Raw genomic sequence first — 14,427 nt, 5'->3', positions numbered from 1 at the left:
ACCGAAAGGAAGAAAAACATGAAAAAAATTGCAACCCTCGTGCTCGCAGCTTCGGCGGCGCTGGCTGGCAGTGCGCTGGCCCAGAACAGCCCGCCGTACGCCCCGCTGACGACCGACATCCAGGCACCGAAGCCATACAGCGCTTACGTGCAGGATGCCCGCGGCGTGATCGCACGCGATCCTTTCGGCCTGTGCTGGCGCACCGGTTACTGGACCCCGGCCGACGCCGTGCCGGGTTGCGACGCGCCGATCTGCGTGCCGCCGGAAAAACTCGAAAACGGCAAGTGCGTCGCCCCGCCGCCGCCGCCGGTTGAAGCTCCGGCCCCTGCCCCGGCTCCGGCCCCGGCACCGGCTCCGGTCCCGACCTCCGAGAAAGTCAGCTACCAGGCTGATGCGTTCTTCGATTTCGACAAAGCCGTGCTCAAGCCGGCCGGCAAGCAGTCGCTGGACGAACTGACCAGCAAGCTGGGCGACATGAACCTGGAAGTGATCATCGCCGTCGGCCACACCGACTCGATCGGTACCGATGCCTACAACCAGAAGCTGTCGGTGCGCCGCGCCGAAGCGGTCAAGGCCTACCTGAAGTCGAAGGGCGTGGACCAGGCCCGCATCTACACCGAAGGCAAGGGCGAGAAGCAGCCGGTCGCCGACAACAAGACCGCCGCCGGCCGTGCCAAGAACCGCCGCGTGGAGATCGAAGTGGTGGGCACCCGCACGGTGACCAAGCCGGCACAGCCGAAGTAATCTGGCTGCATGCCCAACAACCCCGCTGCGGCGGGGTTTTTTTATGACCAAGAATTTTCAATCCGTCGTCCCCGCGGAGGCGGGGACCCATGGACCGTTAGCGTTGTCGCTACAGCTTTAGTAGTGCCATTTTCAAGCTCAGCATGGGTCCCCGCCTTCGCGGGGACGCTGCGGAGCTACGCTCCTTCGCGGTTTCCCGCTATTATTCCGACCTATGACTACGAACGTCGACCAACTCGAAATCAACAAATTCAGCGAACTGGCTCATCGCTGGTGGGATCCCACCTCCGAATTCCGTCCGCTGCACGAAATCAACCCGCTACGCCTTGAATGGATCAACTCGCTGGCCCCGCTTGCCGGCAAGAACGTGATCGACATCGGCTGCGGCGGCGGCGTGCTGACCGAAGCAATGGCGCGCAAGGGCGCCAAAGTCACCGGCATCGACCTGTCCAAGAAGGCCCTGAAAGTGGCCGACCTGCACAGCCTGGAATCGGGGATCGAGGTGCGCTACAAGCTCATCTCCGCCGAGGAAATGGCCGCGCAGGAACCAGGCCAGTTCGACGTCGTCACCTGCATGGAAATGCTCGAACACGTGCCGGACCCGGCATCGGTGGTGCGTGCCGCGGCCGCGCTGGTCAAGCCGGGTGGCAAGGTGTTCTTCTCCACGCTTAACCGCAACCTGAAGTCTTACCTGTTCGCGGTGGTCGGCGCGGAATATGTGCTGCGCATGCTGCCGCGCGGCACCCACGACTACGGCAAATTCATCACCCCGGCGGAACTGTCGCAATTCGTGCGCAGCGCCGGCCTGCAGGTGGACAGCCTGAAGGGCCTGACCTACAACCCGCTCACCAAGTTCTACTCGCTCAACAACGACACCGACGTGAACTACATGGTGGCCTGCAGCAAACCGCTCTGACCTGACATGACTTTTCCTGTCCGCATGCCCGCGCCGCGTGCCGTCCTGTTCGACCTGGACGGCACGCTGGCCGACACCGCGCCCGATTTGGCTGCCGCCGTCAACTGGCTGCGCACGGAGCGCGGGCTGGAGCCCAAGCCCTACGCCGTGCTGCGCCCCACCGCCTCGGCCGGGGCGCGCGGCATGATCGGCGCGGCGTTTGGCCTTGGGCCGGGCGACGACGGCTACGAAGAGCTGCGCCTGCAATGGTTCGACCGTTACCAGTCGGCCATGGCAGTGCACTCGACGCTGTTCGGCGGCGTGGTCGAGCTGCTCGACGGCATTCAGGCGGCGGGCATGGCGTGGGGCATTGTCACCAACAAGCCGGCGCGCTTCACCGACCCCTTGCTCCCGCAGATCGGGCTGGCGCATGCCGGTTGCGTGGTGTCCGGCGACACCACCGGTTTTTCCAAGCCGCACCCTGCCCCGCTGCTGGAAGGCGCGCGCCGCCTGGACATCGCGCCGGAGCACTGCTGGTATGTCGGCGACGACCTGCGCGACGTCGAGGCGGGCCGCGCGGCCGGCATGGTCACGGTGGCCTGTGCCTGGGGCTACTGCGGCGAAATCGATCCAGCCACCTGGGGCGCGGACTACCTGCTCGATACGCCGACCGACCTGCTGGAAACCCTGCGCGGTCTTGCTGGCGCGCCCCTGAAGGCGGCAACCGCCTGAATTCCTTACATCTGATTACGATTGATACAGCAATCCGTCTAGCTCCCGGGTCAGCTGCGCCGTAATCTACTCCTGCACCAACCAACACAGCAGGAGCTAAAGATGGAAGCGATCAAGACCACCACCCGTATTCACCCCCTGATGGCAGCGGCTGCTGTCTCCGTGATCGTCGTCTGCGCGGCGGGCACCGCCGCCATCACCGGCATCCTGCCCAGCTCGCACAGCGCGCCCGAACCGCAGGCCATGCCGGCCGTGAGCCCGTACGCCGCGGCACCGGCCGCTTACACGGCACCGTCGCAGACCGCGTATGGCGTCGGCGCCGCCCCGGCCATGCAAGGCCCGCAGCCGATGGTAGCCCAAGCGGCCCCGGTGCTGGTTCCGGCCAACGCCACCTACGTGCAGCCGGCCCCGGCCGTGCAACAGGCGGCCCCGGTGGTGGAGCAACGTGCCCCGGTCGTCCACAAAGCGGCGCCCAAGCGCGTGGTGCACCACTACACGCAGGACGAACGCTATGACCGCCCGACCTACGCGCAGCAGCCGGCCCCTGCGCCGCGCCAGCCCAACTATGTGGCGATCGGCACCGGCGCCGTGATCGGCGGCCTGGTCGGCAACCAGATCGGCAGCGGTAACGGCCGCAAGCTGGCCACGGTGGCCGGCATCATCGGCGGTGGCATGCTCGGCAACGAGGTGGCCAACCGCAACCAGTAACCCGGGGCGTTTGCCGACCAAGAGGCCTGCAAACGCTGACGGATTGGAGTACAATGGTTTTACTTTCGCTGGGGGCGACCTGGTTTCGACGTGGGTTACAAAGCAGCGCAGGGCATACCGAGGACTGGTTACCTCGTAAATACATCCAGAAACGTAATAACTGCAAACGATAACTCGTACGCACTCGCAGCCTAATCGCTGCTAGCTCTTCAACACCTCGCCCCTGGGGTGTGCCGCAAGGCTGAAGAGTCATTTACAGGGGCTCGGGTTTGACCGGGTTACTTGGTCAGACCCTAAATCTAAGGTAACTCGCCTGTCCAAACCGCGCACGTCCGGGTTGTACGGGTTAAATCAAATGGCGATGCTAAGTATGTAGAACTGCCTGTAGAGGGCTTGCGGACGAGGGTTCAATTCCCTCCGCCTCCACCACTCTATTCAAAGACAAAGGGCCTGTCGGCGTAGCCGGCGGGCCCTTTGTCTTTGAATAGCAGCCGTGAAGCAGAGGAATTGAATCCTCGTCCGGCACGGACGAGGGGTGAGCGGGGGTTTCGAGCCGCATGCGGCGAGCCCGCGAACGGGCTTGCGCTTGCAAGCGCAAGCCCTCTCCAATTCGCCCATTCAAGGAAAATCGCGCAGCGATTTTTTGCCTCACGCCTCCTGTCTACACCTCGCCGAAGCCATCTTCCAGCGAGCAGCAAACCTTCTGACTCAACTCCAGCCCCGCCACTCGTCCAATTGACCCCGCCCAACTTGTCGTAAACCCAGCTCTGCAACGATGTCTCATCCACAAACAACGGAGGGACCATGGCAATCGACGCGTACCTGCAACTAGGGGACATCAAGGGAGAGTCATCGGACAGTGCACACAAAGGCTGGATCGAGTGCGAATCGGTCAATTGGCATATCACCCAGCCGAAGAGCGCAACCGCCTCGACGGCGGGTGGCCACACAGCTGAGCGTGCCGAGCTCTCGGATATCACCTTCCACAAAATGTGCGACCTGTCATCGCCCCTTCTGGCGCAGTACTGCGCGATGGGCAAAACGATTGCAAAAGCACGTTTCGAGTTCTTCCGCGCTGACGGCAACGGCGAGCGCGTTAAGTATTACGAGGTCGAGCTCGAACACGTGTTGATCGGGCACGTCGGCCAGGGCGTGGCCGCCGGCGGGATGACGGACAGCGTGGGCCTGAAGTTCGCCAAGGCCAAGTGGAAGTACACCCAGCAGAAGATCGCGGGCGGTGCCGGCGGCAACACGGCCGGCGGCTGGGACCTGACCAGCAACCGGATTGCGGTATGAGGACCTTACCCGTGATGTTGCTGGGCGCCGCGTTCGGGCTGGCGCAGGCCGCACCCGCCAGCCATCCGTTCCCCTGGATGAGCGGCGCGCAGCTGCTGCGCCAGCTCGATCACCCGGCAAATGCGGCCGAGTCCGCCGAGGCCGTCGCATACCTGAAGGGTGTCATGGATGCGACTGCCGATCGCGAGTGGTGCTACAGCCAGGCGAAGCCGGGTACGGGCCTGCTACAGCCAGCGCTGACCGATGTGCTGCGGACCCTGGAGCCAGCCGCACGGCAGGCAAATGCGGCGCGGCTGGCGGTGCAGGCATGGCAGGCCAAATGGCCGTGCACGGTGGGATGCTGCCATGTATAAGCCCATGTATGCGGTCCTGCGTAGCAAATACCCCGACCGGCGTTCAGTATCCACCGAAGAGCTGTACCAGTGGATCGGCCATCCGGAACACATCGGCATCCCGGCATGGGAGAACACCTGCGCGGTCCGGATGAGCCTGGCATTGATCCGCGCCGGCGTACCGGTACAGGGCGAGCGACTGCTGGTACAGGCGGGAGAATGCCAGGGCAAGCTGCTGCAGCCCAGCCAGACGAAGCTGGCACGCTTCCTGGCGCGCGGATGGGGCGCGCCAGAGCGGTATGCCGGCGGACCGGCGGCACAGAAGGGAATTGGCAACCGGCATGGCGTGATCAGCTTTTACCACCTATGGGGCCCAACCGATCGGCAGGGGCACATCGATCTGGTCGCGCCGTACAGCCTGAACGACCTGGCGTGCGAGGAAGATTGCTACTGGTCGTCCACCGAGGTCTGGTTCTGGTCGTTGAAATGAAGACTAAGAGCTTGCAACGAACCATGCGACCCCTCACCTATGCCTGCGCACTTCTGCTGCCGGCGATCGGCGGCGCACAGCCGTACCAGTTCGACCTGACCGGCGACCAATTCATTGACATGCTGGCCAAGCAGCCGGTGAACGGGCAGGAATACCGGGCCCGGCGAAGTTGCCTGGGAAGGTGACTTTCGACACGACCCTGTCGTTTTCTGGGTGCCCTGCGAAGGTACATTCAGGTACTGCTTCGCATTCAAACAAGACAACAATGGAAGCGCGTTCGTTGTGTCTCCCGATCGTATGCCGTGGCTCGATTGAATCTCTCGATGCTATGACTACTTGGTACAACAAATACGCGGCAATCACTCTCAGCGCTGCTGTCGGCCTTGGCGGCTATGAAACAATTCGTTATTTCAGTGATCTCCACGCCCAAGACTGGGCGGCATGGGTCCAGGCCGTCGGCTCAACCGCTGCTTTAGGTGTGGCCATTTTTGTGATGAGCAGGCAAAACGCCCACGCGGCCCGGCTCAGAGGAACATCGGATGCTATTGCGGATGTGAAGTGCGGCCAGCCGCGGCGCGCTGACTAGATGAATTGTAATCGCCGGGGATGACGGGTAGCTCACCAGGCTAGCGAGATCGATTCTATACCTCGAGCATAAAAAAGCCGCCCGAAGGCGGCCTCAAAAATAAGGGCTATAGCATCCGCTGCCAGATGCGATAGACCTCATCACCATTGCGCTTCCCAATTACCAGGACATCGACCAAGGTATCGGTAGCAATATAAACAACGCGGTATTCACCAACATCCACCCGCTTTTCCCCGTTTTTCGCGCCCTCCATCGCCTCACTGTCCTGGGGCTCGGAGTTGCGCAGCAAAGAGAAAACCTTCTTGCCTACTTGGCGGTACTGCTTTGCATCAAGGCTTGCCAGAAATTTGTCTGCCTGATTCGTGAACTTCAGTTGCTTCATTGTCATTTCCTTCAGAAAAATCACGAAGGAATGCACTGACACGCTCACTACCCGCATAACCCTCGTTGCGAGCGGCATCAGCTTTGGCGAGCCATAGCTGATCTTCAAGATATCGAACGTGCGCTACCATTTTCTCGAACTCCTTCCGAGAAACGATGTAGGCGGTAAGCCTGTCATGCCGGGTAATTCCGACAGGACGACCCAGCGCTTCGTCCAACACCTCGCCAAAACGTGCCTTTGCATCCTTCGCACTAAACGTGGTCAGGGTTGCATCGATCATGGTTTGCTCCAAAAATTACCTTCTCTTGTGGAAAGTGCGGTATTGGCTGTGAACTCCAAATGAACCGCCTCGCTTGTGCCGGGGGCACATCCTGCGCACCCTATAAACACTCACTGCTCGTAGCCGGGAACCGTACTACGCATAGCAGACATTATGACCCATATGACCGAAAAAGTCAAGATGGTACGAAGTGGTCATTTTGTTTCAATTTATTAAAGTCACCACACCCCAAGATGAGGCGTACATCCCCGCTTGATCACTCGAGCGCGCCTAACCAGCTGAGCATAGACCACCACCCGCCCCTCGACCGGCACTGCTTTTGGCGCGTCATGCCCATCCTCGTCATGCCCCCCGACGCGTTGGTGGCGGTTGTGATGGGGCACGCGCACTGTTGAGCAGGGTCACCCAGGTCACCAGTAGTACCGGCGTCGATCGGACGAGATGCACCCAATTTTGCTCACATCGCCTCGCTGGCCGAGATGTTCTGAATTTTCAGCACATCTAGTCAGGCAAAACTAAGACAAGCTCCTCTTAGATATAGGAAGCCCAACTCATCAGGGGGTAACTATTGGGGTAATTCGCGCGGCAGCCAGGCCAAGACCGTGTTACAGCGGATTCTTCGGTAGCCTCCGCCTCCACCACTCTATTCAAAGACAAAGGGCCTGTCGGCGTAGCCGACGGGCCCTTTGTCTTTGAATAGTTTTGCATGCGAGCCGAGGGAATAGAACCCTCGTTCCGCACGGACGAGGGGTGAGCGGGGGTTTCGAGCCTTGCAACGGCGAGCCCGCGAACGGGCTTGCGCTTGCAAGCGCAAGCACTCTCCAATTCGCCCATTCAAGGAAAATCGCGCAGCGATTTTTTGCCTTACGCCTCCCATCTACATCAAGCCGAAGGTCCGAAACAATCGCTACGAGGGCTCCCTCATCACGAACCCGATGACCTCTCGCAGCACTAGCCGTGCGTACGCGTCAACTCCCCCAACAAGCAGTCGACCGCTTTCGCATACTGCTCCCGGATAGCATCCACCTGCAGCGAATCCCCCCGCACGGAAACCACGGCAAGTCCACTGCCGTGCGCATGATCGATCAGGATGTCTCGCCAAAGCAAGGAATACGGTGTAACATTGGCAAGCAAGTCCCCCAGCCGTTCCGTGAGCTGGCGGCTCACTCCCGCAAACGCCCGCGGCTCGGCGAAAATGGCCAAGGTCAGCTGCGGATGCCTGCCCACAGCGTCGTGATAACGAACCAGCAGCGCGCGAACCTGCGCAAGCGGGTCGAGCTCCCCGTCGGCCGCCTCCAACACCTCGCCATAGACCCGGTCTGACAGCGCCCGCAGCAGCCCGGCGCGATCCTCAACATGGTGATAAAGGCTCATTGGCGTCACACCCAGGCGGGACGCCAGTGCCCGCATCGTCAGCCCCTGCCCGCCGCCTTCGTCCAACATCGCCAGCGCGGTCACCAGGATGTCGTCCCGCGCCACTCCGCTCCCTTGGGCCGGACGACCACGTGGCCGATTCACGGCACCACGCGGTAAGTGGACTGCACCAATCCGGAACGAAAGCTGCGGCTGGAAACGAGTGCCAGGTCGACGTCGTGCGGCAGTTCGCCGAACAGGCTTCTCCCGGATCCGATCAACACCGGAACAGTCGTGATCACCATGTCAGCGACGAGCCCATCCCGGAGAAAAGACTGGATCACCTGCCCGCCGTCCACATAAATCCGGCGAATGCCCTGGCGAGCCAGTTCTTCCATCAGCGCCCGCGGTGCGAGATTCGAGAACCTGACCTTACCGTCCAGATGTCCGGGCACAGCGGTTCCCGCCAGTTGCGCCGACAGCACGATGACCGGACGGTCGTAGAGCCAGGGGTCGTAGGCCGCCACCGTTTCAAAGCTCCCCCGCCCCATCACGATCACGTCCTTGTCCTCGATGAAGTCCGTGTAACCGTGATCCTCGGCGGGATCGTCTCTCTGCAACAACCAGGCGATATCGCCGTTGGGCCGGGCGATGAAGCCATCGAGACTGGTGGCGATGAATACGTGTGCGGTGGTCATGGGAGCCCCTTATTTATACACCGTATATTTTAGCAAGGCGGCGTCCAAATACAACTAGTCGCTAGTCGGTCCCCTCCACCCACCGCGGCATCCGCCCAAACCACGGCTGCGCCTGCTCCAACTGGTGCGCCAGCTGCAACAACACATCCTCGCTGCCAAAGCGTCCCACGAACTGCACCCCGAGCGGCAAGCCATCCGCCGTCCAATGCAAGGGAACCGACATCGCCGGCGTCCCGGTCAGGTTGGCCAATTGCGTGAACGGCACATACCGCAAGCTTTCCTGCGCAATGCCATCGATGGCCTTGTCCAGCAAGCCTAGCCGCGCCAGCACGCCCAGCAACCCTGTCGTCTCCAGGAACCCCAGCACCGCCCGCTGCCCGCCCGGCAAGTCCCCGGTCCCGTGCCGCACCGGCGGATGCGCCAGCGTTGGCGTCAGCAGCAAGTCATACCGCGAATGGAACTCCCCCAGCGCCCGCGCAAACACATTCCATTGCCCGAGCTGCTGCGTGAGCTTCGGTGCCGATACCGCCGATCCCATCGAAACCAGCAACCGCGTCATCAGCTCCAGGTCCGCCGACGTCGCCCCGGCTGCCTTGGCCTGCGCCACCATCGCCGGTACCTGTCCAAAATAAATGTGCAGGTAGCTTGCCGCCAGCGCCGCCCCGTCGATGGCTGGCTCGGCTTCTTCCACCTCATGCCCCAGCTTGGCAAGCAGCTGCGCCGCGTGCGTGACCGCCGCCACCGCCTCCGGATGCACTTCCGAACCGATCGGCGAGCGCGTCGTGAAACCAATGCGCAACCGGCCCGGTTCGCGCCGCATCAGCTCCGCATACGCCCCGGAGGGCGGCGCGATCACGAACGGATCGCCCGGCTCGGCGCCCTGCAGCACATCCAGCGCCCGCGCACTGTCGCGCACGCTGCGCGAAAGCACCCCTTCGCTCGACGCACCGAACCACACCTCCGCCGTCGCCGGCCCGGACGACACGCGCCCGCGCGAGGGCCGCAGCCCGAACAAGCCGCAGCACGCCGCCGGAATGCGGATCGATCCGCCGCCATCGTTGCCAGCCGCCATCGGCACGATGCCCGAGGCGATCGCAGCCGCAGCCCCTCCACTCGATCCGCCCGGCGTGTGGTCGAGGTTCCAGGGATTGCTGGTGCGCCCGAACAATTCCGGGTCGGTCACGCCCTTGAGCGCGAACTCGGGCAGGTTGGTCTTGCCGAAAATGACCAGTCCTGCCTCCAGGTAGCGCCGCACCACCGAGGAATGTTGCTGGGGCACGATGCGCTGCATGGACCGGCTGCCGAAACTGGTCGGGATTCCTGCATAGTGGTGCCCGCCGTCCTTGATGAGGAAGGGCACGCCCGCGAACGGTCCCGGCGCCGGGGCGCGGGCCTGGGTGCGCGCCTCCTGCTCCATCAGCATGCAGATCGCATTGACCTGCCCGTGCACACGCTGGTGCTGCGCCAGGGCAAGCTCCAGCAATTCAGACGGCGAGGTGTCCCCGCACGCCACCAGCCGGGCAAGTTCGGTGGCGTCGCAGGCAAGGTATTCGGCAAATTTCATGGGCGATCCTGATGTTGATTGCCTGCAATGAAATATCCGACACGACATCTTGTCAAGACAAACGTGCTGGCTGGCGCCGGAACTCCCCGCCGCTGGCGACGCTCTTACCCGCACATGCTGTCAGCGCATTTCCGATGAACGAGCAGACCCTGGAACGATTCGACGTGGTCGAACTGGTGCCTGGCTTTCGCCCGCCGCCGCAAGCTGCTGGTACGCCCACCGGGGCGGCACTGGCCGACGCAAGCCGCCGCGCCCGCGCCTGGAGCAGCGATGTCCAGGACGAGCTCAAGCCCGGCACCGATCTCCACCGCCGCGAGGTCTGCCGCATGTTCCGCGACACCTTCAACCCCTACCGCCCGGCCGTGCTCGACTGGCCCAGGCTCGACGCCGCCACCCTGCAGCGCATCGTCTCGCTGCCGATCTGGGACATCGCCGTGCAGACCGAAGGCAAGGCACGCCTGCGCATGGCCGCGTACGCGCGCACGCTGGGCGACGCGGACATGCGCGAGGCGCTGGCCCTGAACGCGTGGGAGGAAAACCGCCACAAAGAGGTGCTGTCGAACATGGTGCGTGCCTACGGCATCCGGCTCGCGCCCGAGGCCGCGTACGAGTATCCGGACGACCCCGAGTGGGCCTACCTCGTCACCGGCTACAGCGAGTGCATCGACAGCTTCTTCGCGTTCGGCCTGTTCGAAGCGGCACGGCGCTCCGGCCTGTTCCCGCCCGAGCTGGTCGAGACCTTCGAGCCTGTGATGCAGGAGGAATGCCGCCACATCCTGCTGTTTGCGAACTGGGCGGCATGGCACCGCGCCCGCTTGCCATGGTGGCGGCGCATCCGCTTCGAGCTGAAGGTGCTGGCGGTGTGGGCGTTCCTTGGCTGGGAGCGCATCGGCCTGGCACGTTCGATCGATGCCGAGGGCAACGCGCAGGCGCAGGACAACAACTTCACGGTCAGCGGCGCCAGGTCCGTCACGGATGGTGCGATCAAGGTGCGCGAGCTGCTGGCCTTGTGCCTGGCCGAGAACGAGCGCCGCTTCTCCGGCTACGAAGCGCGGCTGCTGCGCCCCACGGCCATGCCTCGCCTCGCCCGGCTTGCGCTCAGGTGCATGCGCAAGGATGGCTGAGCAGGCCGCATTCGCGCTCGCGACCTTGGCGCTGCTGGCGTGGCTGTGGCTTGCGCTGTTTCGCGGCCAGTTCTGGCATGTGCGCTTCGCGCCAGCCGCGCCGTCGCCCATGTTCTGGCCCGAAGTGGTTGCCATCGTGCCCGCGCGTGACGAAGCGCTGGTCATTGAAAATGCGCTGCAGTCGCTGCTGGAGCAGGCATACGAAGGCCAGTTCCACATCGTCGTGGTGGACGACCATAGCAGCGACCGTACGGCTGCGCTGGCGCGCCAGACGGCCCTGCGGCTCGGCCAGTGCAAGCGCCTGAGTGTGATCACGGCACGCGAGCTGCCACTCGGCTGGGCCGGAAAAGTGTGGGCGCAGGCCGAAGGACTGCGCCTGCAGGTCCGGCGCTTTCCACACGCACGCTATGTCTGGCTGACCGACGCCGACATCCGCCACCACCCGCATGCGCTGCACGAGCTCGTGGCACGGGCGGAATCCGGACAGTTCGCGCTGACCTCGCTGATGGCGCGCCTGCACTGCGTCTCGCTAGCCGAGAACGTCCTGATCCCGGCCTTCGTCTTCTTTTTCGCGATGCTCTATCCGTTCGCGCAAGTGAACGATGTGAAACGGCGCACCGCCGCTGCGGCCGGCGGCTGCATGCTCGCGCGCACGGACGCGCTGGCCGCGATTGGCGGCATTGCGTCGATCAAGGATGCGCTGATCGACGACTGTGCGCTGGCCGCGCAGATGAAGCGTGCCGGACCAATCCATCTGGATCTCGCACGCGACTGCTACTCGTTACGCCCGTGCGACGACTGGCGCTCGGTCTGGAACATGATCGCCCGCAGCGCCTACACGCAGCTGCGCCATTCGCCATCGCTGCTGGGACTTACGGCCGTTGGCATGGTGCTGCTGTACGTGGTGCCGCCCGTGCTGGCGCCCTTTGCGTGGCCGGCCCTGGCGGCGTGGCTGCTGATGACGGGCTTGTATGTGCCGATGCTGCGCTACTACGGGCGCGCGGCAACGTGGGCGCCTGCTCTTCCCTTTGTGGCGATGTTCTACCTTGGCGCGACGCTTGCCTCGGCCTGGCGCCACCACCGCGGCCGGGGCGGCCGCTGGAAAGGGCGAACGCAGGCAACGGTCACCTGAGGTAGCCTTCGCGCGCGAACCAGTCGAGCGCGGCCTGCAAGCCGTGCTGGTGCGCGCGCGGCGCGTAGCCCAGTTCGCGCTGCGCTTTGGCTGACGAAAAATGCATGCGGTTGCGCGACATTTTCAGCCCGTCCGTGGTCAGGAAGGGTTCGCGGCCGGTGATGCGCGCCACCGCCTCTGCGGCGCACGCGAGCGGAAACAGCGACGCCACCGGCAACTGCACACGCGGCGCGCGGCGCCCGGTGAGACCAGCGATCTCGCCAAGAAGCTCGCGCAGGCTCAGGTTGTCGCCGCCCAGGATGTAGCGCTCGCCTACCCGCCCGCGTTCGAGGGCAAGCACATGGCCGAGCGCCACATCCTCCACGTTCACCACGTTCAGGCCGGTCTCCACGAACGCGGGCATGCGGCCACCCGCTGCCTCGACGATGATGCGGCCGGTTGGCGTGGGCCGCACGTCGCGCGCGCCAACCGGCGTGGACGGATTGACGATCACCGCCGGCAGTCCCTCGCGTTCCACCATCTGCTCGACCAGCCGCTCGGCCAGCACCTTGCTGCGCTTGTAGGCGCCAATGGCCTGCGCGGCGGCCAGCGGTTCGTCTTCGGTCGCGGCCACCGTTTGCGCGTCCACCCGCAGCGTGGCAACGCTGCTGGTGTACACAATGCGCTCCACGCCGCGCTGCAGCGCCGCGCGCATCACGTTGCGCGTGCCCTCGACATTGGTGCGTTCGATCGCGGCCGGATCGCGCGACCACAGCCGGTAGTCGGCGGCCACATGGAACACATGGCGCACGCCGTCGAGCGCGCGGGCCAGGCTGGCCTCGTCGCGCAGGTCGCCTTCGACGATCTCGGCGCTCAGGCCCGCCAGGTTGCGGCGCGGGCTGGTGCCGCGCACCAGCAGACGCAAGCGGAACCCACGCTCCTGCAGCGCGCACGCCACCGCCGAGCCGATAAAGCCGCTCGCGCCCGTCACCAGCACCCGGTCCTGGCTTGCCATTGCAGGCTCCCTGTTGCGATGCGGCCGATTGTAGCCTTCAGTCGCGCGCACGGTCGCACACCCGCGGGTGAAACTGGGCAGTACGAACCTGCACGGAAAACAGGCATCAAAGCTTGTTTAGGCTGGAGAATCCGGATGCCGCAGCAAACCAAGGACGGCGCGCAGCCGATGCGCGTGCTCCTGGCGCAGCCACGGGGCTTTTGTGCCGGTGTCGTGCGTGCCATTGAAATCGTCGAACGCTCGCTGCAAAAGTATGGCGCGCCCGTCTATGTGCGGCACGAGATCGTACACAACAAGGCGGTCGTTGACGGGCTCAGGGCCAAGGGCGCGGTGTTCGTCGACGAGCTCGACGTGGTGCCGGCCGGGGCGGTGACGGTGTTCAGTGCCCACGGCGTGGCCCGGCGCGTCGAGGCTGACGCGACGGCGCGCGAGCTGCACGTGCTCAACGCGACCTGCCCGCTGGTCACCAAGGTCCACATCCAGGGACGCAAGTATGCCGCCGCCGGGCGCGTGGTGGTGCTGATCGGCCACGCGGGCCACGCCGAGGTCGAGGGCACGATGGGACAGATCGACGGCCGCGTGGTGCTGGTGCAGAACGTGCAGGAGGCCGAACAGCTCGACCTGCCGGGCGACACGCCGATTGCCTACGTCACGCAAACCACGCTGTCGGTGGACGACACGCGCGACGTGATCGCCGTGCTGCAGCGGCGCTTTCCCGATATCGTCGGCCCCGACGTGCGCGACATCTGCTACGCCACGCAAAACCGCCAGCGCGCGGTGCGCGCCTTGTGCAAGCAGGTGGACGTGCTGCTCATCGTCGGCGCCACCAACAGCTCCAACTCCAACCGCCTGCGCGAGATCGGCACCGAAAGCGGCATCCCCAGCCACCTGCTGGCCGATGGCGGCGAGCTGGACCCGGCATGGGTGCGCGGTGCAGGCGTGGTCGGGATCACGGCCGGGGCTTCCGCGCCAGAGGCCATGGTCGAGCATGTGATCGCGGCGCTGCGCAAGCTCGGCCCGGTCGAGGTGTCATCGATGGACGGGCTGGAGGAACACATCGAGTTCCGGCTGCCGTCTGAACTGGCCGGCGCCCCCGAGGTCGCGGCACCCTGAGGAG

At 64.3% G+C, this 14,427-nt stretch carries 18 protein-coding genes and 1 other RNA gene; 13 read left to right on the top strand and 6 right to left on the bottom strand.

What is annotated here, in order from left to right:
* The first annotated feature begins 18 nt into the window (after window positions 1–18).
* The 10 genes from ompA (at window position 19) to NX773_RS10255 (ending at window position 5,783) form a co-directional block, all read left to right on the top strand.
* The gene (gene ompA / locus NX773_RS10300) at window positions 19–744 is read left to right on the top strand and encodes an outer membrane protein OmpA (RefSeq protein ID WP_258856241.1); all 726 of its coding nucleotides are present in this window, start codon (window positions 19–21) and stop codon (window positions 742–744) included.
* A gap of 214 nt (window positions 745–958) precedes the next feature.
* The gene (gene ubiG, locus NX773_RS10295) at window positions 959–1,660 is read left to right on the top strand and encodes a bifunctional 2-polyprenyl-6-hydroxyphenol methylase/3-demethylubiquinol 3-O-methyltransferase UbiG (RefSeq protein WP_258856240.1); all 702 of its coding nucleotides are present in this window, start codon (window positions 959–961) and stop codon (window positions 1,658–1,660) included.
* Between the two features lie 6 nt (window positions 1,661–1,666).
* On the top strand, window positions 1,667–2,371 hold the full coding sequence (locus NX773_RS10290) for an HAD family hydrolase (RefSeq protein ID WP_258856239.1): 705 nt from the start codon (window positions 1,667–1,669) through the stop codon (window positions 2,369–2,371).
* 102 nt (window positions 2,372–2,473) lie between these two features.
* A complete protein-coding gene (locus NX773_RS23535; RefSeq protein WP_307728523.1) occupies window positions 2,474–3,079 on the top strand; it encodes a glycine zipper 2TM domain-containing protein in 606 nt (201 codons plus the stop codon).
* 70 nt (window positions 3,080–3,149) lie between these two features.
* Window positions 3,150–3,508: a transfer-messenger RNA gene (gene ssrA / locus NX773_RS10280) on the top strand.
* Between the two features lie 375 nt (window positions 3,509–3,883).
* Entirely contained in the window at window positions 3,884–4,375 is a 492-nt protein-coding gene (locus tag NX773_RS10275; protein ID WP_258856238.1) for an Hcp family type VI secretion system effector, read from the top strand.
* The gene (locus NX773_RS10270) at window positions 4,372–4,728 is read left to right on the top strand and encodes a Rap1a/Tai family immunity protein (protein WP_258856237.1); all 357 of its coding nucleotides are present in this window, start codon (window positions 4,372–4,374) and stop codon (window positions 4,726–4,728) included. The genes NX773_RS10275 and NX773_RS10270 overlap by 4 nt, the downstream gene beginning before the upstream one ends.
* Window positions 4,721–5,197, top strand: coding sequence for a T6SS effector amidase Tae4 family protein (locus NX773_RS10265; protein ID WP_258856236.1), 477 nt, complete (start codon window positions 4,721–4,723; stop codon window positions 5,195–5,197). Before NX773_RS10270 ends, NX773_RS10265 begins: the two co-directional genes overlap by 8 nt.
* A gap of 23 nt (window positions 5,198–5,220) precedes the next feature.
* Window positions 5,221–5,382: a hypothetical protein gene (locus NX773_RS10260; RefSeq protein WP_258856235.1), complete on the top strand. Its 162-nt coding sequence runs from the start codon at window positions 5,221–5,223 to the stop codon at window positions 5,380–5,382.
* Between the two features lie 80 nt (window positions 5,383–5,462).
* A complete protein-coding gene (locus tag NX773_RS10255; RefSeq protein WP_258856234.1) occupies window positions 5,463–5,783 on the top strand; it encodes a hypothetical protein in 321 nt (106 codons plus the stop codon).
* 106 nt (window positions 5,784–5,889) lie between these two features.
* On the opposite strand, the gene NX773_RS10250 is transcribed toward NX773_RS10255, so the two are convergent.
* The 5 genes from NX773_RS10250 to NX773_RS10230 form a co-directional block, all read right to left on the bottom strand.
* The gene (locus NX773_RS10250) at window positions 5,890–6,165 is read right to left on the bottom strand and encodes a type II toxin-antitoxin system RelE family toxin (protein ID WP_258856233.1); all 276 of its coding nucleotides are present in this window, start codon (window positions 6,163–6,165) and stop codon (window positions 5,890–5,892) included.
* A complete protein-coding gene (locus NX773_RS10245; RefSeq protein WP_258856232.1) occupies window positions 6,113–6,445 on the bottom strand; it encodes a type II toxin-antitoxin system Phd/YefM family antitoxin in 333 nt (110 codons plus the stop codon). The genes NX773_RS10250 and NX773_RS10245 overlap by 53 nt, the downstream gene beginning before the upstream one ends.
* Window positions 6,446–7,396: 951 nt before the next feature.
* Entirely contained in the window at window positions 7,397–7,924 is a 528-nt protein-coding gene (locus tag NX773_RS10240) for a TetR/AcrR family transcriptional regulator (RefSeq protein WP_258856231.1), read from the bottom strand.
* 35 nt (window positions 7,925–7,959) lie between these two features.
* On the bottom strand, window positions 7,960–8,496 hold the full coding sequence (locus NX773_RS10235; RefSeq protein WP_258856230.1) for a dihydrofolate reductase family protein: 537 nt from the start codon (window positions 8,494–8,496) through the stop codon (window positions 7,960–7,962).
* Between the two features lie 61 nt (window positions 8,497–8,557).
* On the bottom strand, window positions 8,558–10,060 hold the full coding sequence (locus tag NX773_RS10230; protein ID WP_258856229.1) for an amidase: 1,503 nt from the start codon (window positions 10,058–10,060) through the stop codon (window positions 8,558–8,560).
* A 134-nt stretch (window positions 10,061–10,194) separates the two neighbouring features.
* On the opposite strand from NX773_RS10230, the gene NX773_RS10225 reads away from it, so the two are divergent.
* Complete coding sequence (locus NX773_RS10225; protein ID WP_258856228.1) at window positions 10,195–11,184, top strand: ferritin-like domain-containing protein; 990 nt, start codon at window positions 10,195–10,197, stop codon at window positions 11,182–11,184.
* On the top strand, window positions 11,177–12,316 hold the full coding sequence (locus tag NX773_RS10220; protein ID WP_258856227.1) for a glycosyltransferase: 1,140 nt from the start codon (window positions 11,177–11,179) through the stop codon (window positions 12,314–12,316). The genes NX773_RS10225 and NX773_RS10220 overlap by 8 nt, the downstream gene beginning before the upstream one ends.
* On the opposite strand, the gene hpnA is transcribed toward NX773_RS10220, so the two are convergent.
* A complete protein-coding gene (hpnA, locus tag NX773_RS10215; protein WP_258856226.1) occupies window positions 12,309–13,310 on the bottom strand; it encodes a hopanoid-associated sugar epimerase in 1,002 nt (333 codons plus the stop codon). The two genes, NX773_RS10220 and hpnA, sit on opposite strands and share 8 nt — an antisense overlap.
* 168 nt (window positions 13,311–13,478) lie before the next feature.
* Here hpnA and ispH point away from each other — a divergent pair, with 168 nt between their 5' ends.
* Window positions 13,479–14,423, top strand: a complete 945-nt coding sequence (gene ispH, locus NX773_RS10210) for a 4-hydroxy-3-methylbut-2-enyl diphosphate reductase (protein ID WP_258856726.1) — start codon at window positions 13,479–13,481, stop codon at window positions 14,421–14,423.
* Window positions 14,424–14,427 lie beyond the last annotated feature (4 nt).

Source organism: Massilia solisilvae, from assembly GCF_024753215.1.
Lineage (GTDB): Bacteria > Pseudomonadota > Gammaproteobacteria > Burkholderiales > Burkholderiaceae_D > Telluria > Telluria solisilvae.
The sequence above is the reverse complement of the archived record's forward strand: the minus strand, read 5'-3'. Positions and strand labels throughout refer to the sequence as shown.